This is a genomic window from Streptomyces sp. NBC_00597 (genome assembly GCF_041431095.1).
GTDB lineage: Bacteria > Actinomycetota > Actinomycetes > Streptomycetales > Streptomycetaceae > Streptomyces.
In genome coordinates this window covers 1002002-1023498 of the sequence record NZ_CP107757.1, presented here as the reverse complement: position 1 = coordinate 1023498, position 21497 = coordinate 1002002, and the positions used below count along the sequence as shown (strand labels likewise).

The 21497-nt window shown below is 71.8% G+C and carries 18 protein-coding genes; 6 read left to right on the top strand and 12 right to left on the bottom strand.

Annotated features, from left to right (window positions below; genetic code table 11):
• Positions 1-209: 209 nt before the first annotated feature.
• The 5 genes from OG974_RS04295 to OG974_RS04275 all read right to left on the bottom strand — a co-directional run bounded on the left by OG974_RS04295 (position 210) and on the right by OG974_RS04275 (position 4445).
• On the bottom strand, positions 210-563 hold the full coding sequence (locus tag OG974_RS04295) for a DUF805 domain-containing protein (RefSeq protein WP_327279626.1): 354 nt from the start codon (positions 561-563) through the stop codon (positions 210-212).
• 399 nt (positions 564-962) lie between these two features.
• A complete protein-coding gene (locus OG974_RS04290) occupies positions 963-1796 on the bottom strand; it encodes a chitosanase (protein WP_327285865.1) in 834 nt (277 codons plus the stop codon).
• 130 nt (positions 1797-1926) lie between these two features.
• Positions 1927-3009, bottom strand: coding sequence for a magnesium/cobalt transporter CorA (gene corA / locus OG974_RS04285; RefSeq protein ID WP_327279625.1), 1083 nt, complete (start codon positions 3007-3009; stop codon positions 1927-1929).
• 113 nt (positions 3010-3122) lie between these two features.
• Positions 3123-3515: a molybdopterin-binding protein gene (locus tag OG974_RS04280; RefSeq protein ID WP_371645426.1), complete on the bottom strand. Its 393-nt coding sequence runs from the start codon at positions 3513-3515 to the stop codon at positions 3123-3125.
• A 9-nt stretch (positions 3516-3524) separates the two neighbouring features.
• Positions 3525-4445: a LysR family transcriptional regulator ArgP gene (locus tag OG974_RS04275; RefSeq protein ID WP_327279623.1), complete on the bottom strand. Its 921-nt coding sequence runs from the start codon at positions 4443-4445 to the stop codon at positions 3525-3527.
• A 69-nt stretch (positions 4446-4514) separates the two neighbouring features.
• On the opposite strand from OG974_RS04275, the gene OG974_RS04270 reads away from it, so the two are divergent.
• The 3 genes from OG974_RS04270 (at position 4515) to OG974_RS04260 (ending at position 8037) form a co-directional block, all read left to right on the top strand.
• On the top strand, positions 4515-5138 hold the full coding sequence (locus OG974_RS04270) for a LysE/ArgO family amino acid transporter (protein WP_327279622.1): 624 nt from the start codon (positions 4515-4517) through the stop codon (positions 5136-5138).
• A 70-nt stretch (positions 5139-5208) separates the two neighbouring features.
• A complete protein-coding gene (locus tag OG974_RS04265; protein WP_327279620.1) occupies positions 5209-6372 on the top strand; it encodes an NUDIX hydrolase in 1164 nt (387 codons plus the stop codon).
• Between the two features lie 147 nt (positions 6373-6519).
• Entirely contained in the window at positions 6520-8037 is a 1518-nt protein-coding gene (locus OG974_RS04260; protein WP_327279619.1) for an MFS transporter, read from the top strand.
• Here OG974_RS04260 and OG974_RS04255 read toward each other — a convergent pair.
• Genes OG974_RS04255 through OG974_RS04240 form a run of 4 tightly spaced genes read right to left on the bottom strand, consistent with a single transcriptional unit; the run spans position 8026 to position 11903 of the window.
• The gene (locus OG974_RS04255; protein ID WP_327279618.1) at positions 8026-9027 is read right to left on the bottom strand and encodes a hypothetical protein; all 1002 of its coding nucleotides are present in this window, start codon (positions 9025-9027) and stop codon (positions 8026-8028) included. The two genes, OG974_RS04260 and OG974_RS04255, sit on opposite strands and share 12 nt — an antisense overlap.
• 47 nt (positions 9028-9074) lie before the next feature.
• Positions 9075-9611 (bottom strand): cupin domain-containing protein, encoded by a 537-nt coding sequence (locus tag OG974_RS04250; RefSeq protein ID WP_327279617.1) that lies wholly within the window; start codon positions 9609-9611, stop codon positions 9075-9077.
• Positions 9608-10825, bottom strand: a complete 1218-nt coding sequence (locus tag OG974_RS04245; RefSeq protein ID WP_371645423.1) for a cytochrome P450 — start codon at positions 10823-10825, stop codon at positions 9608-9610. Before OG974_RS04245 ends, OG974_RS04250 begins: the two co-directional genes overlap by 4 nt.
• Positions 10826-10853: 28 nt before the next feature.
• Positions 10854-11903 (bottom strand): type III polyketide synthase, encoded by a 1050-nt coding sequence (locus OG974_RS04240; RefSeq protein WP_327279615.1) that lies wholly within the window; start codon positions 11901-11903, stop codon positions 10854-10856.
• A gap of 204 nt (positions 11904-12107) precedes the next feature.
• Between OG974_RS04240 and OG974_RS04235 the strand changes: the two genes are divergently transcribed.
• Together OG974_RS04235 and OG974_RS04230 are read left to right on the top strand one after the other, a co-directional pair.
• Positions 12108-13361: a cytochrome P450 gene (locus tag OG974_RS04235; RefSeq protein ID WP_327279614.1), complete on the top strand. Its 1254-nt coding sequence runs from the start codon at positions 12108-12110 to the stop codon at positions 13359-13361.
• A complete protein-coding gene (locus OG974_RS04230; RefSeq protein WP_327279613.1) occupies positions 13358-13579 on the top strand; it encodes an acyl-CoA carboxylase epsilon subunit in 222 nt (73 codons plus the stop codon). The genes OG974_RS04235 and OG974_RS04230 overlap by 4 nt, the downstream gene beginning before the upstream one ends.
• A 57-nt stretch (positions 13580-13636) precedes the next feature.
• On the opposite strand, the gene OG974_RS04225 is transcribed toward OG974_RS04230, so the two are convergent.
• Complete coding sequence (locus OG974_RS04225; protein WP_327279612.1) at positions 13637-15418, bottom strand: VanW family protein; 1782 nt, start codon at positions 15416-15418, stop codon at positions 13637-13639.
• Positions 15419-15662: 244 nt separating this feature from the next.
• On the opposite strand from OG974_RS04225, the gene OG974_RS04220 reads away from it, so the two are divergent.
• Positions 15663-16346 (top strand): YitT family protein, encoded by a 684-nt coding sequence (locus OG974_RS04220; RefSeq protein WP_371645420.1) that lies wholly within the window; start codon positions 15663-15665, stop codon positions 16344-16346.
• On the opposite strand, the gene OG974_RS04215 is transcribed toward OG974_RS04220, so the two are convergent.
• Together OG974_RS04215 and OG974_RS04210 are read right to left on the bottom strand one after the other, a co-directional pair.
• Positions 16343-19189, bottom strand: a complete 2847-nt coding sequence (locus tag OG974_RS04215) for an NHLP bacteriocin export ABC transporter permease/ATPase subunit (RefSeq protein WP_371646729.1) — start codon at positions 19187-19189, stop codon at positions 16343-16345. The genes OG974_RS04220 and OG974_RS04215 overlap by 4 nt on opposite strands.
• Positions 19190-19322: 133 nt before the next feature.
• A complete protein-coding gene (locus OG974_RS04210) occupies positions 19323-21458 on the bottom strand; it encodes an NHLP family bacteriocin export ABC transporter peptidase/permease/ATPase subunit (protein ID WP_327285863.1) in 2136 nt (711 codons plus the stop codon).
• Positions 21459-21497 lie beyond the last annotated feature (39 nt).

Here is a 21497-nt window from a genome sequence, read left to right as displayed (position 1 = left end):
ACAGTCTGCGTCTCTCGTCTGCAACATTGCTCGACATCAAGATATCTCGTGATCGGGCCGGTCTGGACAGCCCCCTGCCCGAGTCCCGGGGAGACGCGCGTCACCTCCGGCGCCGGACGACCCCGCACGGCCCGCAGAACGGCGAGAGCGCCGCCACCGGCTGTTTCCAGCCGGTGGCGGCGCTCAGGCATTCAGGCGTACTGACCTGCTCAGGCGTGGACGGCCTTCGGGTTCATGCCGTACTCGTTCGGCTGCGCCTGACCCTCGGTCGCCAGGAGGACGATGAGCCAGATGCCGCCGATCAGCGGGACGAGGCCGATGAAGTACCACCAGCCGGACTTGCCGATGTCGTGCAGCCGACGGACGGTGAGGGCGATGCACGGCACGATGATCGCCAGGAAGTAGAGGCCGTAGATGATCATGTTCGCGCCGATGACGGAGTCGATGATCGCGACGACGATCGCAACAGCGAAGTTGCACAGGAAGAACATCCAGAACTCCTGGCGGCGCGCGCGGCCGGAGAAGTCGGCGTACTTCTTCAGGACGTCGGTGTAGTAGTGCATGTGTCCCCCCAGAGGACGGTTCGTCGGCCCGTCCTGCTGGAGCAAGCCGGGGCAGAACTTATGCCCCGCTTACGTGGCGGTCAAGCCACTTCACAAGACGCCAAAAGAGCCGCTTTTGCAGGGTTCAATGGGCAAAATCACCGGCACCGCCAGCCCCTTGAAACCCACCGGTCGTACCGGGTCACACGGGGTGACGAAACAGGGGCGGTAGAAGCCGTTTCGTGATGCCGGAGAGACTCCCGAGCCGCTCGGCGCCCGCCCGCAGACGGCCGAATCCCGCGCGGAGCACGCCCATCCGCACCCACATCGTTACGGCTCTGCGACATGCGCCACCGCTCGCACGGGCGTCCCGCCCGGACCGCAGGGTCGGGACGGGACTCGGTGCAGGCCCGGGCCGGCTCAGCCGATGTGGAAGGGGTCCCCGTAGACCTTCCAGTCGAGCGGGGTGTTGAGGTTCAGGTTCCCCTTCTTGAGGAAGACCCGCTGCGCGGTGTCGACGCGACTGGTGTCGCTGTGCGCCTCCTCCTGCTTCATCGCCCAGACGCGGGCGTCGAGGAAGGCGTTCAGCCAGGTGGTCTCGTTGCCGCCCTGGGCCGGGGGCTTGGCCTTGGACAGGGCCCGCTTGCGGATGTTGCGGAAGCTGGTGGAGTCGCTGCCGTCGCCGTGCATGACGATGGCGTCGTAGTACATGAACTGGCCGAGCGCGCCGACCCCGTCGGACTTGCCCTGCTTGACGGCGGGGTTGAAGTAGACCCGGTCGCGCTCGTGGTCCTGGGCCTTCTTGAACTCGCCGTCCTGGGCCGCCTTCGCCCAGTCCTTGGTGAAGTTCGGGTCGAGGCCGGCGTGCGAGTCGCTGCCGTCGACCTTCCGCAGGGCGGGCAGGTACTTGGCGAGCACGTTGCCGGGCTTGACCTGCGTGTAGTACTCGACGAGGTCGAGCATGTCGCCGGTGCCCGAACAGAAGCCGATGATGCCGGCCGTGTAGCCGCGGCCGTCGTCTATGTCCTCTATGTACTTGTACTGCGCCTTCCAGTCCAGCGAGGAGTTCTCCGCGCTGGAGACGATCTGCATGGCGACGTCCTTCTTCGCCGGATCGTCGAGCCCGACGGCCGCGGCCGAAGCAGCGGCGGGGGCGGATGCGGATGCAGGTGCGGGTGCGGGTGACGCGGTCGTCGCGTGGGCGGCGACCGGTACGGCGAGCAGCGCGCTGCCGAGCAGGGCGCCGAGGGCCATCCTCTTGCGGTGGGGGGTGAACACAAGACCTCCATGGGGGAGTTGAGCCTTACCCGACTTCGTTAGGAAACTTTACTACCAGACTTCGGGACAGCTCAATACCCGTGCGGCCGACGGGAGTCGAGTGCGCTCAGATCCAGCCGTTGCGGCGGAAGCCCCGGTGGATGACGAAGCAGGCGAGGGCCATGACGCCGACCACGATCGGGTATCCGTACGTCCAGTGCAGCTCGGGCATGTTGTCGAAGTTCATGCCGTAGATCCCACAGACCATGGTCGGCACGGCGACGATGGCGGCCCAGGCCGTGATCTTGCGCATGTCCTCGTTCTGCGCGACGGTCACCTGCGCGAGGTGCGCCTGGAGGATGGAGTCCAGCAGGGCGTCGTACGCGCCGATCTGGTCGGTGGCCCGGGTCAAGTGGTCGGCGACGTCCCGGAAGTACGCGCGGGCGTCCGCCGGGATCACCGGTATCGGTTGCGTGGCCAGGTGGTGGAGCGGCCGGCTCAGCGGGGCCACCGCCCGGCGCAGCTCCAGCAGTTCGCGCTTGAGCTGGTAGATGCGGCCCGCGTCGCCCCGGCCGCCGTACTCGCTGAACACCGCGGTCTCGACGGCGTCGATGTCGTTCTGCACCGCGTCCGTGACGGCGACGTAGTCGTCGACGACGTGGTCGGCGATCGCGTGCAGGACCGCGGCGGGCCCCTTGGCCAGTTGGTCGGGCGCCGCCTCCAGGCTCTCGCGGACCGGGCCGAGCGTGCCGCGGCCGCCGTGCCGGATCGTGATGACGAAGTCGTCGCCGGTGAACGCCATCAGCTCGCCGGTCTCCACCACCTCGCTGGTCGCGGTGAGTTCCTCGTGTTCCACGTAGCGCACGGTCTTGAAGACGGAGAACAGTATGTCGTCGTACCGCTCGACCTTGGGGCGCTGGTGCGCGTTCACCGCGTCCTCGACGGCGAGGGGGTGCAGCCCGAACAGCTCGGCGAGCCCGGCGAGCTCCTCCTTCGACGGTTCGTGCAGGCCGATCCAGACGAACCCGTCGCCCGTCTTGCGGACCCGCCGCAGCGCCTCCTCCGCCTCGCCGCACCCGTCCTGTCGGGTGCCGTCCACGTAGACCACGCAGTTGACCACCGCGCTGCCGAGCGGGGAGCGCGCCGGGTGGCTGAGGTCGACGGCCCGCCGGTATCCACGGCGTACGGCCCGGCGCAGGTTGCTGAACATGGACAACGAGGTACTTCCCTTCGACGGATCAGCGGCCAGTCTGCCACCGCCGCCGAGGTCACCGCCGTGCGCGGCCCGCGGAGGGGTCCGGCCGCGCTCCGGTCAGACCCGGTTCAGACCCGGTCGATGAAGACGCTCGTCGACTTGACGCGGGCCACGGCCCGGACGCCCACCTCCAGGCCGAGCTCCTCCACCGCCTCGCGGGTCAGCAGCGACACGACGCGGTGCGGCCCGGCCTGGATCTCGACCTGCGCGTCGACGATGCCGAGCTTCACGGCGGTGACGATGCCCGGGAAGGCGTTGCGCGCCGAGGTGTACGGGGCGTCCTCGCCCTCGGCTGCCTCCTGGGCGGCCTCCACGCAGAACGCCGCCAGGTCCGGCCCGTCCACCATGCGCCGCGTTCCCTCGCGACGGGTGGGGAACCGCTCGGCGTCGGCCCAGCGGCGGGCCGTGTCGACGCTCACGCCGAGCAGCCGGGCGGCCTGGCCGATCGTGTAGGACTCCATGGCCGCAGCTTACGGCTGCCGGACCCGGTCCTGGCGCAGGGCCTCGGCCGCCGCGGCCGCGATCACCTCGGCGACCGTCGACAGCGCCGGGGAGTCGAGTTTCCACTGCTGCCAGTACAGCGGCACGTCCAGCGGCCGCCCCGGTACCAGCAGGACCAGTCCGCCGTCCCGCAGCAGGGGTTCGGCCTGCGGCTCGGGCACCAGTCCCCAGCCGAGTCCGGCCGCGACCGCGCCGCAGAACCCCTCCGAGGTCGGCACGTGGTGGCGCAGCGGCCCCGCCCCGGCGTCCTGATCGCCGGTCAGCGACCGTACGAACCCGTCCTGGAGGACGTCCCGCCGGTCGAACAGGATCACCGGGGCCTCCCGCAATCCCTGTTCGAGGCTCCCGGCCAGGTACCGCGCCGCGAACTCGGGGCTCGCCACCGGCAGGTACCGCGCCAGTCCGAGCCCGCGTACGGTGCATCCCGCCACCGGATCCGGCGAAGAGGTGACCGCCGCCATCACCTGACCCTCCCGTAGCAGCGCCGTCGTGTGGGACTCGTCCTCCCGGTGCAGTTCGAAGAAGACGGGCGGGTCCTGCGGCACCCGCGTGAGCGCCGGCAGGAACCAGGTCGCGAGCGAGTCCGCGTTGACTGCGATCGGCAGCCGCACCGGGCCGCCCGACTCCTGCGCCATCCCCAGTTCGGCGCGCGCGTCCCGCTCCAGCCGGGCCAGCTGCCGGGCGAAGCGGACCACCACCTGCCCGGACTCGGTCGCCCGCACCGGTTTCGTCCGCATCAGCAGTACCCGCCCGGTCCGCTGCTCCAGCGCCTTGACCCGCTGGCTGACGGCGGACGGGGTCACGTGCAGGGCGGCGGCCGCCGCGTCGAAGGTGCCCTCGTCCACCACGGCGAGGAGGGTCCGTACCTGGTCCAGGGGAAGCTCGTCCATCACGAACGCTAAGGGTACGTAAAAATCTTTAGCTGTACTGAAAGCGCGCCGATACCTACGGTCGACGACATGACACACGGCATCATCGCGGCGGCACTCGCCGGCTTCGGCACCGGACTCTCCCTCATCGTCGCCATCGGCGCACAGAACGCGTTCGTCCTGCGGCAGGGGGTCCGCCGGCACGCCGTCCTCGCCGTGGTCGCGATCTGCGCCGTCTCCGACGCGGCCCTCATCGCCCTCGGGGTCGCCGGGGTGGGGGCCTTCGTCACCGCCTGGCCGGCCGCGCTGACCGCGGTCGCCATCGCCGGCGGCACCTTCTTGATCTGCTACGGGATCCTCGCCGCCCGCCGGGTGCTGCGGCCCACTCCCGGCGCCGCCCTGGACACCGCGGGAGACGCCGCCGGGTCCCGCCGCCGGGCCGTGCTGGCCTGCCTGGCCATGACCTGGCTCAACCCGCACGTCTACCTCGACACCGTGCTGCTGGTCGGCTCCCTCGCCGCGGACCGCGGGGACCTGCGCTGGGCCTTCGGCATCGGGGCCGGGCTGGCCAGCCTGATCTGGTTCGCCACCTTGGGCTACGGGGCCCGGCTGCTCAGCGGCCTGCTCGCGCGCCCCTCGGCCTGGCGGGTGCTGGACGGGCTCGTCGCGGCGACCATGGTCACGATGGGCGGGATGCTCCTGGCCCGGGCCTGACCGCGGACCGCGGCGGGCCCGCGCGGATGCGGATCCGCCCCGTACCGCCGCCCGACCCCAGGAGTGCGCAGTGCCCGACCGTCCGGCCGACCGCCCGGCCACCGACCCGTCCGACCGAGCGGCCGACCGCCCCGGCCCCCGCCCCTCCCCCGACGAGGTCCGCGCGTACTACGCCGCCCGGCCGTCCCCGCTCGTCGCGGCGACCGGGATCGTGCTGGACCGCGACGGGCGGGTCCTCGTGCTGACGCCCTCGTACAAGGCGGACCTGGAACTCCCTGGCGGCACGGTCGAGGACACCGAGACCCCGGAGGAGGCGCTGGCGCGCGAGCTGGCGGAGGAGCTCGACCTGTCCGTTCCGGTGGGCCGGCTGCTCGCCGTGGACTCCCGGCGGCCCGGCTCCCTCGGCCGCGCCCTCATCGCGCACGTCCACCTCGTAGGGCCGCTCTCGCCCGAGCAGGCCGGTGCGCTCTCCTTCCCGGACGGTGAGGTCGCCACGGCCCGGTGGCTCGCACCGGAGGAGGCGTACGCGGTACTGCCCGCCCGGATCGCGCCCCGGCTGCGCGCCGGTCTGGCCGCCCTGTACTCCGGCTCCCTCGCACACCTCGTCGACGGCGTGCCCCAGCCCGGCTCCCCCGCCGGCCTGGACCCGCAGCGGCGCACGGCCCTCGAACACGCAGGTTCCTTCGACGCCGCGAGCCACCGGGCCGCCCGCCCCAAGGCGATCACGGCGGCGAGCGTGCTGTACACCGACGCCGCCGGCCGGATCCTGCTGGTGGAGCCCACGTACGGCAAGCCGGGGCGCTGGAACCTGCCGGGCGGCGGGATCGACAGTGACCTGGGCGAGACCCCGCGCGCCGCCGCACGCCGGGAGGTGCGCGAGGAACTCGGGCTCGACCTCGAACCAGGCCGGCTGCTCGGCGTCAACTGGTCCCACAAGCCCGACTACCCGGCCCGCATCCGCTTCCTCTACGACGGCGGGGTCCTGGACCCCGCCGCCCTGGCCCGGATCCGGCTCGCCCCCTTCGAGCTGCTGCGCTGGCGGGCGGTGCCCGCCGGGGAGCTGCGCGCGCTGGTCAAACCGTCACTGCGCCGCCAGATCGAGGCCTGCCTGCGCGCCCGCACCGAGGGCACGGGCGCGTTGGAACTCCACGCCGGCCGCCCTGCCGGCACCGCGCGGAAGCGGAAGAAGAGCCAAGGGGGAGACGACAAGGGAGACGACAAAGGGAAACGGTAGGAGAAACGATCGCTGCGTTGGTCCATCCGGACGGCGTCGTGGCGTGGTGCGCGGGCGACGGGGCCGTCTCACGCATCTTCGAACCAGACAGTCACACGCGCACGCCCTCTCGCCAGCGAGAACGAGCGGAACCCATGGAGTACCACCATGTCCGCAGAGCCGCACCGCCCCGGAACCAGCACCACTCCGGCCCTCCCCGACGCCGCCGCGCAGCCTGATCCGCGCCGGTGGTGGATCCTCGCCGTCATCGGCATCGCCCAACTCATGGTCGTCCTCGACGCCACCATCGTGAACATCGCCCTGCCCTCCGCCCAGGCCGGTCTCGGGTTCTCCGACGACCAGCGGCAGTGGGTGGTGACCGCGTACGCGATCACCTTCGGCAGTCTGCTCCTGCTCGGCGGGAGGCTGGCCGACCTGTTCGGGCGGCGGCGGGCCTTCCTCATCGGCCAGATCGGCTTCGCGGCGGCCTCCGCGCTCGGCGGCGCCGCTGCGACCTTCGGCATCCTCGTCACGGCCCGCGCCCTGCAGGGCGTGTTCGCGGCGCTGCTGGCTCCGGCCGCGCTCTCACTGCTGACCACCACGTTCTCCGCCCCCGCCGAACGCGCCAAGGCCTTCGGCGTGTTCGGGGCGCTCGCCGCGTCCGGGGGTGCCGTGGGGCTGCTGCTGGGCGGGTTCCTCACCCAGCACCTGAGCTGGCGCTCGACCATGTACGTGAACCTGCTCTTCGCCGCCGTCGCCGTCATCGGCGCGGTGCTGCTGCTCAAGCGGTCCGTGCCCACCGCCCCTCCCCGACTGGACCTGCCGGGCACGGTGCTGGCTTCGTCCGGGCTGTTCTGCCTGGTCTACGGGCTCGCCACGGCCGGTCCCCGCGGCTGGGAGTCGGTGCACACCCTGGGCTTCCTGGCCGCCGCCGGTCTGCTGCTCGCCGCGTTCGTCTGGTGGCAGCGCCGCAGCACACACCCCCTGCTGCCGCTGCGGATCGTGCTCGACCGGGTCCGGGGGACGGCGCTGGCCTCCGTGTTCATCACCGGTGTCGGCATGTTCGGGGTGTTCCTGTTCCTCACGTACTACCTGCAGCACGCCCGCGGCTACAGCCCGGCCCTGACGGGCCTGGCCTTCATGCCGATGTCCTGCTGCACCATGCTCAGCGCGATCGGCAGCAACACGGGGCTGCTGGGCAAGATCGGCGGGCGCCCGCGCATCGTCACCGGCATGCTGCTGTCGGCCTGCGGCATGGCCTGGCTGACGAACCTCACGGCGAGCGGCCCGTACCTGGTGGAAGTGCTCCCCGGCCAGGTGGCCACGGGGCTGGGCATGGGCCTGATCACGGCGGCCGCCATGAACCTCGGTACGGCGGGCATCGACCCGCGGGACGCGGGAGTCGGCTCCGCGACGGTCAACGCCATGCGGCAGACGGGCGGCTCCGTCGGCACGGCGCTCATGAGCACCCTTGCCGCCGGAGCCGTCGCCCGCTCCCTGGCAGGCCGACAGCCCACGCCGGAACTGATGGCGCGGGCTGCCCTGGAGGGTTACCACACGGTCTTCACGGCATCGGCGGTGATCTTCGCCGTCGGCGCGGTGCTGACCCTGTTCCTGCTTCCCGGCGGCCTGTCCATGCAGCGCTCACATGGCGCGCCCGGGAGCCGCCGCCCGTCAGCGCGGTGAGTGGCTGCCGGAGGCCGCGGGCGCCGCCGGCTTGGCCGGGGTCGCGGAAGAGGGGGCCGCCGGCTTGGCCGGGGTCGCGGAAGAGGGGGCCGCCGGCTTGGCCGGGGTCGCGGAAGAGGGGGCCGCCGGCTTGGCCGGGGTCGCGGGAGCCTGCGCCGCCGGGGCGGCCGGGGTCGCCGGGCCCGCCTCGGTGGACGGGCAGTTCGCCAGCGAGCTGCGGACCCGGTCGCCGGTCGAGAAGTGCTTCACCCGGCAGGTGTTGGTCCCGATACCGCCGTCGACCTGGCCGTAGCCCGGTCCGATCGTCAGGACGGTGTCGTTCAGGCCGCGGACCGTGTCGTTGCCGGGGCCGCCCTGGACGATGCCCGCAGACTCCGCGCCCACCGACTTGGGCTCGATCACGTCGTTCTCGCTACCGCCGAGGACCCGGCCGCCGAGGTCGACGTTGCCCGTGCGGATCAGGTCGCTGCCGTCGTTGCCGAAGACCTGGCCGCCGCCGCGCTCGTACTCGCCCGGCTGGCCCATGACGCTGCCCGTGGTGATCTTGTCGTCGCCGTGGTCGCCGTAGACGCTGGCGCCGTGCTCCGCCGTACCCATGACGAGCGCGGTGATGATGGTGTCGTTGCCCGCGCCGCCGCGCACCGAGGCGTTGCCGTTGCGCGGAGAGAGGTTGTTGACCTGGAGCGTGTCGTCGCCCTCGCCGCCGAGCACCTGGGAGTCGATCAGCATGCCCTTGACGCGGATGTTGTCGTTGCCACCCCCGCCGTAGATGATCACGTTCTCGACGTCGTTCTCGCACAGGATCGTGTCGTCGGCCGACGTTCCGCGCACTTCCTGTCCGGGCGGAGCCTCGACACCGTTGACGTAGCACCAGTGCGACGGCAGGGAGTCGGCGGCCCTGGCCGGGCCGACGGCTAGCGAGGCACTGGCGGCGACCATGGTCGCCAGGGCGTACGTGGCGGTGCGAAGCTTGCGGCGCGTGCGCAGCATCAATTCTCCCGAGCGTGGTGTGTGAGGGGGGGTGGAGCGGTGGTGGTTCAGGACAGCTCGTGGCGCAACGGCGTGAGCTGTTCGATGTCGTAGCGCACCCGGAGTTCGCGGATCGCGGCGGGATCCGGGGTGGCGCTCGTGTCGAGCAGTTCGAGGAGCTCCTCGAAGTACCGCTCGTGATCGGGTGGCGGAGAGGCCTGGAAGAACATCCGGGCCGGTTCGCCGGTCGGGTTCGCGAAGGCGTGCGGACACCCGGGGGGAACTACGATGACGGTTCCGGGTGTGGCACGGACGACCTGGCGGCCGTCGAGCGCTTCCCAGTGTCGCCAATCGTCGCCGGAACGGACGCGCGGCTCGAAGGCCATGACGTCGAGTTCACCCTCCAGGACGTAGAACAGCTCTTCGCTGCGGGTGTGCAGGTGCGCACCGACGTCGAACCCGGGCGGTACGACGACCTCGAAGCTGGAGGCCACCGCGGAGTGCTCCCCGGTGACCTTGAACGTGACCTGTTGGGCGTCGGTGTGCAGCTTGCGGCCGTGGCCCGGGGGCACGAGCAGCCCGTCGCGGGCGACGTGCGCGGTCATGACCAGGTCACGGGCAGACCTTCGGGCCCGCGGATGAGGGCCCCTGGCCGCCAGCGCAGTTCGCTCGGAGGGACGCTGAAGCGCAGGTCCGCGAAGCGGTCGAGCAGGGCGTCCACGAGCAGTTCGGATTCGAGGCGGGCCAGCATGTTCCCGGGACAGAAGTGGGGTCCGTAGCCGAAGGAGACGTGCGGGTTGGGGCTGCGTTCCAGATCCAGCCCGTGCGGGTCGGGGAAGACGTCCGGGTCGCGGTTGGCCGCGAGGTACGAGACGTAGATCGCTTCGCCCGCCCGGATGAGCTGGCCGGCCACGGTGACGTCTTCGAGGGCGATCCGGGAGAGCCCGACCGCGTTGCGGTGCGGGATGTAGCGCAGCAGCTCGTTGATGGCCGAGGGCCGCACACCCGGGTCCCTGCGCATCCGGTCCATCAGGTCCGGACGGGTGAGCAGGATGTAGACCATGTTGCCCACGTTGTTGGTGACGGCCTCGCCCCCGATCTGGATCAGGAGGGCGAGGCCGGTGGCCTCTTCGGCGGTGACCTCGCCGGCTTCGACCGCCTTGACGAGGAGCCCGATGACGCTGTCACCACCGGCCACTTCACCCTCGCGCATGCGTCCGCCGAGGTAGGCGCACATGTCGTTCTTCGTCTGCTCGCTGCGCTCGGCGCCCTGGGCCGAGGACAGGATCAGGGTGGTCCACTCGTGCACCAAGGGCCGGTCGGCCTCCGGCACTCCCATCAGCTCGCACACGACGGCGAGCGGGAAGGGTGCGAGCAGGCGCTCGGTCAGGTCCACGGGCGGGCCGTCGCGCAGGATGCCGTCGACGAGGGCGTCGAGCATCTCCTTGGCCCGTGCGCGCAGTGCCTCCACCCCGCTGGTGGTGAAGGCGGCGGCGACGGTGCGCCGCAGCCGGGTGTGGTCGGGCGGGTCCTCGAAGCCGACCGCACCGGGCGCGGGGATGAAGTGGGGGGCCAGACGGGTGACATCGTGTTCCGCGACCAGCTTGCGGCTGAACCGGGGATCGTTGGCCACCATGCGCACGTCTTCGTACCGGCAGACGAGCCAGGCCCACCCGCTTCCGTTGGGCATGCGGATCCGGGTGATCGGCCCCGCCCGCATCAACTCGGCGAGGACGGGGTCGAAGTCGACCCCGTCCAGGGCCGGGGTGGGCCAGTGCGTGATGGGTGGCCTTGCGGTTGCGGGGCCGTCCTTCAGCATTCTTCGGATTCCTCCCTCACCCGGTGCCTCATTCCGAGGTCCAGCTGCCCAGTGAGATTTCTGCGGTGATGCCCGGGCCGAAACCGGCCAGCAGTCCCCGCGCGTCATCGGCGGTGCCGTTCTCGTCGAAGAGTCGACGCAGTGCGTCCAGGACGACGGCGCTGGCGATGTTGCCGTACTCGGTCAGTGTGGCCCGACTGAAGCGGAATGCCTCGGGTGCCACACCGAGGTACTTGCTGAGGTCGTCCAGGATGCGGGGCCCGCCGGCGTGGATGATGTAGAAATCCAGCGCCGCGGCGTCCCACCCATGGGCCTTGGCCAGCTCCTTGAGCGACGGCGCGAGCGGTTCCATGGTCCCGGGCACCCGCCGGTCGAGCTTGAAGTGGAACCCGGTGGACCGCACGTCGTACATGATCCAGTCCTCCGTCTGGGGGATGATGTACGAGCTGTTGCGGTGCAGTTTCATACCGGTGCCGCCGCGGCCGCGGACGACGGCGGCACCGACGCCGTCGCCGAACAGGCCGTTGGAGAGCAGGTTGCCGACCTCCAGGTCGCTGGGCTGGTAGCACAGCGAGCAGAGTTCGCAGGACACGATCAGCGCGTTCGCCTCGGGGTAGGCGGTGCAGAAGTCGTGGGCCCGGTTGACGGCTGCGCCGCCCGCCGCGCAGCCCAGCTGGGCGATGGGCAGCTGTCGGGTGTCCGTCCGGAAGCCCAACGCGTTGATCATCCAAGCGGTCAGCGAGGGCATCATGAAGCCCGTGCACGACACGTAGATGATCATGTCGATGTCCTTGGCCCGGAGCTGGGCGTCCTCCAGCGCCTGGCGCACCACCGCCGGGACCCGCGCCTTGGCCTCGGCCTCGTACACGGCGTTGCGCGATTCGAACCCGGGGTGCTTGAGCGTTTCCTCGATGGGCTGCACGATGTGCCGCTTCGCGACGCCGGTGTTGCGGATCAGGCGCAGCGCCAGGTCGAGCTGCGGATGGTCCGCGTGCACGGACCGGCACAGATCCAGGGTCTGCTCCATCGTGATCACGTGCTCGGGCACGCACACCGTTGGCCTGCACAGAGTCGCCATGGGTGGCTCTCCTTTCGTGTCTGACACAGCCTCACGGACCTCCGGCGGATGCGCGCGCGGGATTACGGCGTTGGTGACATGCGCCAATCCGGTGACGCTGCGCCGTGAAGGCAGCGGAGCGCGTGACGAGAGGGAAGGGATGGCTGTGCCGATTTCCCGCGGAATCGCGCCTTGGGGGGTGACATCCACGCAGGGAGATGAACCATGACCTCAGACCCGCAAACGACCCTCAAGCCGGACGTGCCGGAAACGGACCCGGCCACGGGCGAACCGGTGCACTGCTGGAACCTGGACGACTTCGAGGCGCTGGACTTCGACCCGTTCCTGCACGACCGCCTGCGGGACAAACGGGCCACCCGGATCCGGCTGCCGTTCGGCCAGGGCACCGCATGGCTGATGGCGCGCTACGCCGACGTGAAGGCGGCCACCACGGACCCGCGTTTCAGCAGGCGGGAACTGGTCGGCCGGACGATCACCGCCTCCTCCCCGCACGCGATCGCCTCGCAGCAGGCGTCGATGAACTACGCCGACCCGCCGCGCCTCAACGACATGCGCCGGGTGGTCGCCCGGGCGTTCACCGGCAAGAGCATGCAGAAGCTGCGGCCGACCGTGCAGCAGACCGCCGACAGCCTCCTGGACGCCATGGAGCAGCACGGCTCACCCGCGGACTTGGTCGAACACCTGCACGGCCCGTTCCCCCTCGCGGCGGTCGCCGACCTGCTGGGGATGCCCCAGGACATGCGCAGGAACATGACCTCCTGGGCGAACGTGATCATGACCCCCGGCCCGTCCCCCGACAAGAGCACCGATGCCCTGAAGACGGTGCGCGAATGCGTGGTGGCCCTGCTCGCCATGCGCCGGGAGAAGCAGAGCGACGACCTGGCCGGAGTCCTCGCCGGGGCCGCCGACGCAGGTGAGATCACCGAGCCGGAGGCCGTCTCCATCGCCACCGCCATCCTCGTGAGCGGTGCGCACGCGGTCCGCAACAACAGCGCCAACATGATCTACGCCCTGCTCACCCATCCGGAGCACCTCGAACGGCTGCGCCGGGAGCCGGAGATGATCCCGCAGGCCGTCGACGAGCTGCTGCGCTTCATCCCGCACCGCAGCGGAGTGGGTCTGCCGCGGATCGCCACGCGGGACGTGGACATCGCCGGCGTCACCATCAAGGCCGGGGAGACGGTGTACTCCTCGTACCTCGCGGCCAACCGCGACCCCGAGGTCTTCCCGGAGCCCGACAAGCTGGACTTCGACCGCGGGCCGATCGCCCACATGGCCTTCGGGAACGGGCCCCACCACTGCGTCGGCTCGATGCTGGCCCGGATGGAGTCCGAGATCATCGTCACCACGCTGCTCGAACGCTATCCGCGCCTGGCCCTGGCCGTGCCGCCCGAGCAGCTCGAATGGCAGGCCGGGGCGCTGATCCGCGGGCCCAAGACCCTCCCGGTGACCTGGTGATACGCCGGCACCGGATCCGGGTGGTCCGGGGCACCCCGGACCACATAGAACTGGCGGCCCTCACGGCCGCCCTGCTCATCCTGGCGCGCGCGGCCGACGTGCCGCGCGCGCCCCGCTCCGGCCGGCACCACCGCGCCCACTGGGACCGCAACCTGCGGTCGGTGGTGCACCATCCCGCGCAGTCCTGGCGCGCCCGCCCGCACTCCCCCTTCATCTAGGGTCCCGCCCCCGAGGCCCGTCGTCCGGATCGTGCCGGGCCCCGTCGGCGGCAGACGTCAGGCGCGGCCCGGCTTCGGCGCGGCCGAGGCCGTCGGGGCGGCCGGGGTCGCGGAGGCCTGCGGGTCGTCGCAGGTGACCTCGTCGCGCGGGGTGTAGTGCGTACGGTAGGTCTCGCGCTTGACCTCCTTGCCGCCCTGGACGAAGACCCGGCCGACGTTGACGTCGAAGCCCTCCAGCGGGGTCTGCACCTCGCAGGTGGGGCCGGAGCCCGTGCGCTTGCCCGGCGGGGTGGTGTTCTCCCGCGGGCCCTGGGTCGCGCGTATCTCGTCGTACTTCTTCGTGCCGAGCAGGCTGATGGTCACCGAGGTGTCGGAGGAATCGGCCTTGACGTAGATCGCGTGGCCGGAGTCGTTCTTCCAGCGCAGGTCGAGGGTGCCCCAGGCGACGGTGGCCTCGCGGCCCTCGGGGTACCGCTCGATGTAGAAGGAGTGGGCGCCGTGCTCCAGCGGCTGGACGCCCGCGAAGAACATGGCGTTGTACATCGTCGTCGCGACCGCCGAGACACCGCCGCCGGGGGACTTCACGAACTGGCCGTCGTTGATCATGATGCCGTCGACGAAGCCGTTCTCCTTGGTCCGCTCGCCGACCGTCTTGTTGAAGCTCCACGTCTCGCCGGGCATGACGACGGAGCCGTTGATCAGCTCCACGGCCCGCCCGATGTTGGTGGTGCGGTACGGGGCGGCCGGGAACTTCACGGTGAAGGAGGACACCTGCTCCTTGATGCCGAGGCGCTGAGCGTTCGCGGCGGTCAGGCGCGGGGGCACCGTCTGCACGGCCACCTCCCCGGTACGGGCGGCGCCCGAGCGCGTCAGCAGCGGGACCACCGCGTCGGCGAAGGCCTTCTCGGTGACCTGCGCCCCCGAGCGTCCGTCCTCGGCGACGACCGCCCGGCCGGCGGAGTCGACGCGGAAGGTGGCCCCCCGCGACGGGCTGGTGGCTGCGGCCACCTGCCGGGCCACCGCGGGATCGGCCAGCAGTCCCTCGGCGTCGAGCTTCGGGACCAGCCGGCCGTGGGCGTCGGGCTCGGCCGTCAGGTACCGGCCGAGTACCGCCGGGGTGAGGGTGACGGGCTTTCCGGCCACGGTGAGGGTGATCGGGCCGGACATCGCGGGCTCGGCGAACTCCTTCAGGGCCCGGGTGGTCTCCTGCTGGCCGACCACGGGAGCCTTCTGGTCCACCGGGAGCGCGACCGTACCGCCCTGCGGGCGCAGGTAGGCGGCGCGCACGGTGTCGGCGGTCTGGCCGGCGCGCACGGCGACGCCGGTGACGGGGGCGGTGGCCCGGGCCGTGCCGTCCTCGAAGGTGATGGCGCCGTCGCGGGCCTCGTGCCCGGCGGCGTTGAGACGGTCGACCTCGGCGGTGTTCGTGGGGCCGTCCGTGCGGATCACCGGCTCGACCTCCCGGTCCTCGGCCGGGGTGAGCAGGCGCCCGATCACGGTGACGGGGTCGGACCCGGACTGCGCGGCGCGGTCCGCGGTGGCGGCGGTGTCCAGGGACAGGCCGAAGGCGGCGGGGGCGGCCCGCTCGGCGCGCTCGCCGATGCGCACCTCGATCGGGGCGGCAGCGGCGGGGCCGAGCGCGTGGTCGAGGGCCGCCTTGGCCTCCGTACGGCTCATGCCGCCGATGTCGACCCCGCGCACGTGGGTGCCGTCGGCTATGGCGTCGCCGGCGACGGCCAGACCAGTGAGGTAGAGGCAGCCGAAGCCCAGGACGGCGGCTCCGCCGACGAGGGGCAGGGCCGTCCGCCGGTTGATCGTCGGGCGGTGTACGCGTCGCATGTGTCTCGTCTCTCCCGGTGCCGGTGGCGCTGGTAGGTCGGTCTGGACCGGGAACCAGCATTCACCAATTCGGACTAAACAGGGCGAAAATGTGCCTGTTCTCACGAAGGGGACGGCGCGTAGCAACTCCGGAAACCAGGCCACCCGAACAAGGCCACTTACCTTCGATTGGCCCTGTTGAGCTGTTCGGTGGATGCCAGATCGTGGGATGCGTCAACTTTTGGCCTCCCGAAAGGATCCACCGGTGCCACTCGCCCCCGCCCGCCCCACGCGGCGTCTGCCCCGTCGGCTCCTCCAGCTCTACGCCGGCCTCGCGCTGTACGGCGCGAGCTCCGCGTTCCTGGTCCGCGCCGGGCTGGGGCTGGACCCGTGGGACGTGTTCCACCAAGGGCTCGCCCAGCGCACGGGGTGGAGCATCGGCACGGTGTCGGTGGCCGTCGGGGCGCTGGTCCTGCTGCTGTGGGTACCCCTGCGGCAGCGGCCGGGGCTGGGCACCTTCTCCAACGTCTTCGCCATCGGCCTGACCATGGACGCCACCCTCGCGGTGGTGCCGGACGTGCGCGGAGCCCTCGCGCAGGCCGCCCTGATGGCCGCGGGCATCGTCCTCAACGGTGCCGCGACCGGCCTCTACATCGCCGCCCGCTTCGGGGCGGGGCCGCGCGACGGCCTGATGACCGGGCTGCACCGGCGGACCGGTTGGTCGCTGAGGCTGGTGCGCACCGGGATCGAGCTGACCGTCCTCGTGGCCGGCGTCCTGCTGGGCGGCACGGCCGGTGTCGCCACCTTGGCGTACGCACTGGCCATCGGGCCGCTCTCACAGCTCTTCCTCCGGGTGTTCGCCCTCCCGCCCGAGGAGGACGCCTCCCCGTCCGCCGACCGGGCTGGCACCCCGTCGGCAGCCCCGGCACCGGCCCCGGCCCCGACCTAGGGGCCGACCTGGCGGCGGACCAGCTCGTGGAACGGTCCCGCCGCATCGGCGAGCAGCTCGGCGGGCGTCCCCTGCTGGGCGATGCGCCCGTCCGCCATGACGATCACCCGGTCGGCGTCCAGGACGGTGGACAGTCGGTGGGCGATCACGATGCGGGTGGCTCGCAGGGCGCGGGTGGACTCGATGACCACGCGCTGGGCTTCGTTGTCCAGCGCGCTCGTGGCCTCGTCGAGGAACAGGATGCGCGGCTTGCCGATGAGGGCCTGGGCGATCATCAGCCGTTGGCGCTGCCCGCCCGAGACCGTGCCACCGCCGTCGGACAGCACGGTGTGCATGCCCATCGGCATGGCCTTGATGTCCTCGGCGAGGCCCGCCAGCGCGGCGGCCTCCCCCGCCTCTTCGAGGGAGTAGGTTCCGGAGCCGCGGATGCAGTCGAAGATCGACCCGGAGAACGGCTGCGCGTTCTGGAGGACGACCCCGCACTGGCGGCGTACGGCCGCCTGGTCGAGTGCGGCCAGGTCCTGGCCGTCGTACAGGACGCTGCCGTAGGCCGGCCGGTCGAAACCGATGAGCATGCGCAGCAGGGTCGACTTGCCGCAGCCGCTGGCCCCGACGACGGCGACGAATTCACCGGGCCGCACCTGGAACGACACGTCGTCCAGTACGAGCGGGCCGTCGTCCGCGTACCGGTACGAGAGGTTCTTCACCTCGACGGCGCCGCTGAGCTCCCCGGGCCGGATGCCTCCGGCGAGCACCTCGGGGGTCGCCCGCAGGAGCGGCTTGACCTGTTCGAACATCGGCTGCACGGCTGCGGCCGAGAGCAGGGCGCCGGTCAGCTGCGTGGCCGAGGACAGCATCATGGTCACGGCGGTGCTGAACGTGAGGAACTCGCTCGCCGACATGCTGCCCCGCGCCGGTCCGGCCAGCAGCATGAACATCACGAGCGTGCACAGCGGTAGATAGACCGCGTTGAGCACGGTGACCACGTTCTTGATCCGGCCGATGCGCTGCTGCAGCTCGCGGGTACGGGCGAACTCCCGGGCCCAGGCGGCGTACGCGAAGCTCTCGGCCGCGGCCACCCTCAGTTTGGGCAGTCCGCGCAGCGTCTGGAACGCCTGGTTGTCGAGCTTGTTGCCGATCCGGATCAACTGCCGCTGGTAGCGCAGCTGCCACAATCCCAGGCCCAGGAACACGACGGCGATGGCGATCAGCATGGCGAGCGCCGCCAGCGCGAGCGGCACGCTGTAGAAGAGCAGCAGCACGAGGTTGATGGTGCCGACGGTGCCCGCCTGGAGGGTCACCGGGACGATGCCGGACAGCGCACGGCGGATGGAGCTGATGCCCATGGCTGCGCCGGCCAGTTCCCCGGTGGAGCGGCCGGCGAAGAAGGTCACCGGCAGCCGCAACAGCCGGTCCCACACGGCCGGCTGCAACGCGGCCTCGACCCGGCCCTCCATGCGCAGGATGGAGACGTTCTGGAGCAGCATGAACGCGGCCGAGACCACGCTGGTCGCGATGAGCGCCAGCGCGGTCTGCACGATGAGGCTGTCCTCGGCGTGCGGTACGTACGTGCCGAGCACCCGTCCCGTGGCCACGGGGACGACGGCGCCGAGCCCGACCGCGCCCAGCCCGCCGATGACGAGGCTGCGCAGGTCCTGGCCGCTGCCGCGCACGCCGAAGCGGACCAGATGCAGCAGGCCCGGCTTCCGGTCGGGCAGCGGGCGGTAGAACATGACGGCGTGCGGCGCGAATTCGGCCGCGTCGTCCCGGTGGATGCGCTGGTTGCGCCGGCCCCGCTCCCGCCCGCCGGGGGCGGGGTCGACGGCCTCGTAGCGGCCGCGGCGCCACAGCAGCGCGACCGGCGTGCCGTCATCCGCGCGCCGGCCCACCAGGGGCCCGCTGTACTCCCGCCACCAGTGCCCGGCGAGCCGGACGGGCCGGGCGCGGACCCGGGAGGCGAGCGCGATGCGTTCGACCGGGTCCGTCCGCCCGCCGGCCCCGTCCGCACCCGTCGGCTCGGTCAGGGCGATGCCCGCGTCGGCGGCGACCAGGCGGCACACGGCGAAGGTCGCGTCGTCGCCCGCGGCGCCGCCGGAGCCCCTGCGGGAGCGGCCGATGGAGGCGAGCAGGGCCCGGTCCGCCTGGCTGCGAGCGACCTCCCCGGCCTCGATGCCGGCCGCCGTGCGGTCCTCGTGGGCGCGCTCGTCCTGCTCGATCCAGCGGTCCAGGGCGGACAGCAGCCGGTACTGCTGGTCCACCATCCCCTGCCACACGGCCCCGTCGACGAGGAGCGTGCCCGCGGCGGTGGCCGCGCCGTGGTGCGGCTCGTACACGGCGCCGTACTGCACGCTGCCCGGCGGGACCTGCATCCACAGGATGTCGTCGTCGGCCCCGCCCCGACCGGCGGTCGGCCGGCTCTCCAGCGGTGCCTGGTACAGCACGCGCAGACCGCGGCCGATGCCACGGGCGAAGGCGTCCTCCAGCGGGCTGGGCGCCCCGTCGGTGAATCCGTCGTGCCATGCCTCGGCGTGCCACCCCCAGGCTCCGTCCGCGGGGGCGCCCGGGGCTGCGTACGCGGCGCGGTGCAGCTCGTGCAGCTCGATGCGGCGCAGTGCGCAGCCCTGGAGCGGTCGGCCGGTCAGCGTGTGCGCGGGGCCGTCGGCCGGGCCCAGGAGCAGCGCGCCCGGCTCCAGCCGGCCGAGGAAGTGCCAGTGACCCGCCTGCGCGGCGTCGACGGCGAACAGGTCCAGTTCGCCCTCGACGACGAGCCACAGGACGAGCGGCCCCTCCAGGGACAGGCTGCGCAGGCCGGTGCAGTCGACCGCCGAGCCGAGGCCGCCCAGGGCCGCGACGACCGGATCGGGTGCGAAGTGGCTCGGGTGGGTCCCGTAGTCCTGGGCGGTCCCGTAGTCCTGGTGGGTCCCGTAGTCCTGGTGGGTCCCGTGGATCTGGGGGGTCTGGTGGGGGGTTGCCACCTCAGTGCTCCTTGACCAGTTCGGCGTAGGCGCCCCGCGCGGCGAGCAGCTGCTCGTGCCGTCCGCGCTCCACGACCGTGCCCCGGTCGAGCACGACGATCTCGTCGCTGTCGCGTACGGTGCTCAGCCGGTGGGCGATCACCACGCAGGCGCAGCCGCGGCGCCGCAGGTTGTCGATGACGATCTGCTCGGTCGCCGCGTCCAGGGCGCTCGTCACCTCGTCCAGGATCATGACGCTGGGGCGGCGGACGAGGGCACGGGCGATCTCCAGGCGCTGGCGCTGGCCGCCCGAGAAGTTGCGGCCGTCCTGCTCGACGCGGCTGTGGATGCCGCCGGCGCGGCGCGCGACCACCTCGTACACGGCGGCGTCCTGGAGGGCGGTGACGACGGCCTCGTCCGGGATGGAGGGGTCCCACAGCGCGACGTTGTCGCGGACGGTGCCCTCGAAGAGGAAGACGTCCTGGTCCACGAAGGAGACGGAGGCGGCCAACGCTCCGCGGGGGATGTCCTCCAGCCGCATCCCGTCGATGCGGATCGCGCCCTCCCAGGGGGTGTAGAGGCCGGAGATCAGCCGGGAGACGGTGGACTTGCCGCTGCCGGAGCCACCGACGAGCGCGACCTGCTGTCCGGGGCCGACCGTGAGCGAGACGTTCTTGAGCAGGGGTGCGTCGAGCGGGCTGTATCCGAAGGTGATGCCCTCCAGCTCCACGTGGCCCTTGAGGCGGCGGGTACCGGCTGGTGCCCCGCCGCGCGAGTGCCGCGCGTCCCGCAGGTAGAGCGGGTCGACGGGGAAGTTCTCGACGTCCTTGAGGCGGGCGACGTCGGCGGCGAAGTCCTGGATCCGTCCGGCCACGCCGCCCAGCCGGGTGATCGGCGCGGTGAAGCTGGTCACGAGGGCCTGGAAGGCGACGAGCAGGCCGACCGAGAGGTGCCCCTCCACCGCCCGCAGGCCTCCGATCATCAGGATCAGCGCGCTGTTCAGCGCGGCGAGCGTCGGCGCGACGACGGCGAGCCAGGTACTGGGGACGCCGAGCCGCTGCTGTACGTCGAGGGTGACCGCGTGTTGACCGGCCCAGCGGCGGAAGAAGGCGTTCTCCCCGCCGGTGGCCTTCATCGTCTCGATGAGCTGGAGGCCGCTGTACGAGGTGTTGGTGAGCCTGGCGCTCTCGGCACGCAGCTTCTGGGTGCCGGTGGCCCGCACCCGCATCACGATCCGCACGGCCACGAGGTTGAGCAGGGCGATGAGCACCCCGACGGCGGTGAGTTGTGGGTCGTACGTCCACAGCAGGACCGCGTAGAGCACGACCACCACGGCGTCCACGCCCGCGGCGGCGACGTCCCGGGCGAGGGTTTCGGCGACCGCGTCGTTGGACTGCAGGCGCTGGACCAGGTCGGCCGGATTGCGCTGGGCGTAGAAGGAGACCGGCAGCCGCAGCAGGTGCCGCAGGAAGCGGGCGCTGCCGAGCGTCGAGGAGATGATGCGGCCGCGCAGCAGGTTGGCCTGCTGGAGCGAGGTGAGGACCGCGGTGAGCAGCAGGGCCGCCGCCATCGACGGGAAGAGCACGCCCAACAGGGACGTCTGCTCGCCGATGAGGAACATGTCGATGTACGTACGGCTCAGCGCGGGCACGGTCGCGCCGACGGCCACCAGCAGGAGGCTGGAGAGCACGGCGGCGAGCATGGTGCCCGAAGTGCCGCGCAGCCGGGCCGGCACGGCGCTCAGGACGCCCTGCCTGCGGCCGCTGCGGCGGAAGCCCGGGCCGGGCTCGAAGACCAGCGCGATACCGGTGTAGGCGGTGTCGAACTCCTCCATGGGGACGAACCGCCGACCCTTGGCGGGGTCGTTGACGTACACGCCCCGGCGGCCGAAGCGGCGGCCCGTGCCGTCGTAGACGACGTAGTGGTTGAACTCCCAGAAGAGGATGGCCGGAGGGCTCACTCCGGCGAGCGCGGCCAGGTCCATCTGCATGCCCTTGGCCGTCAGCCCGTATCCGCGGGCGGCCTTGAGGAGGTTGCCGGCGCGCGAGCCGTCGCGGGACACCCCGCAGGCGATGCGCAGCTCTTCCAGCGGTACGAAGCGGCCGTGCCGGCCGAGCACCATGGCCAGCGCTGCGGCGCCGCACTCCACCGCCTCCATCTGGAGCACGGTGGGCGTGCGTACGGGGCGGGGCGTTCG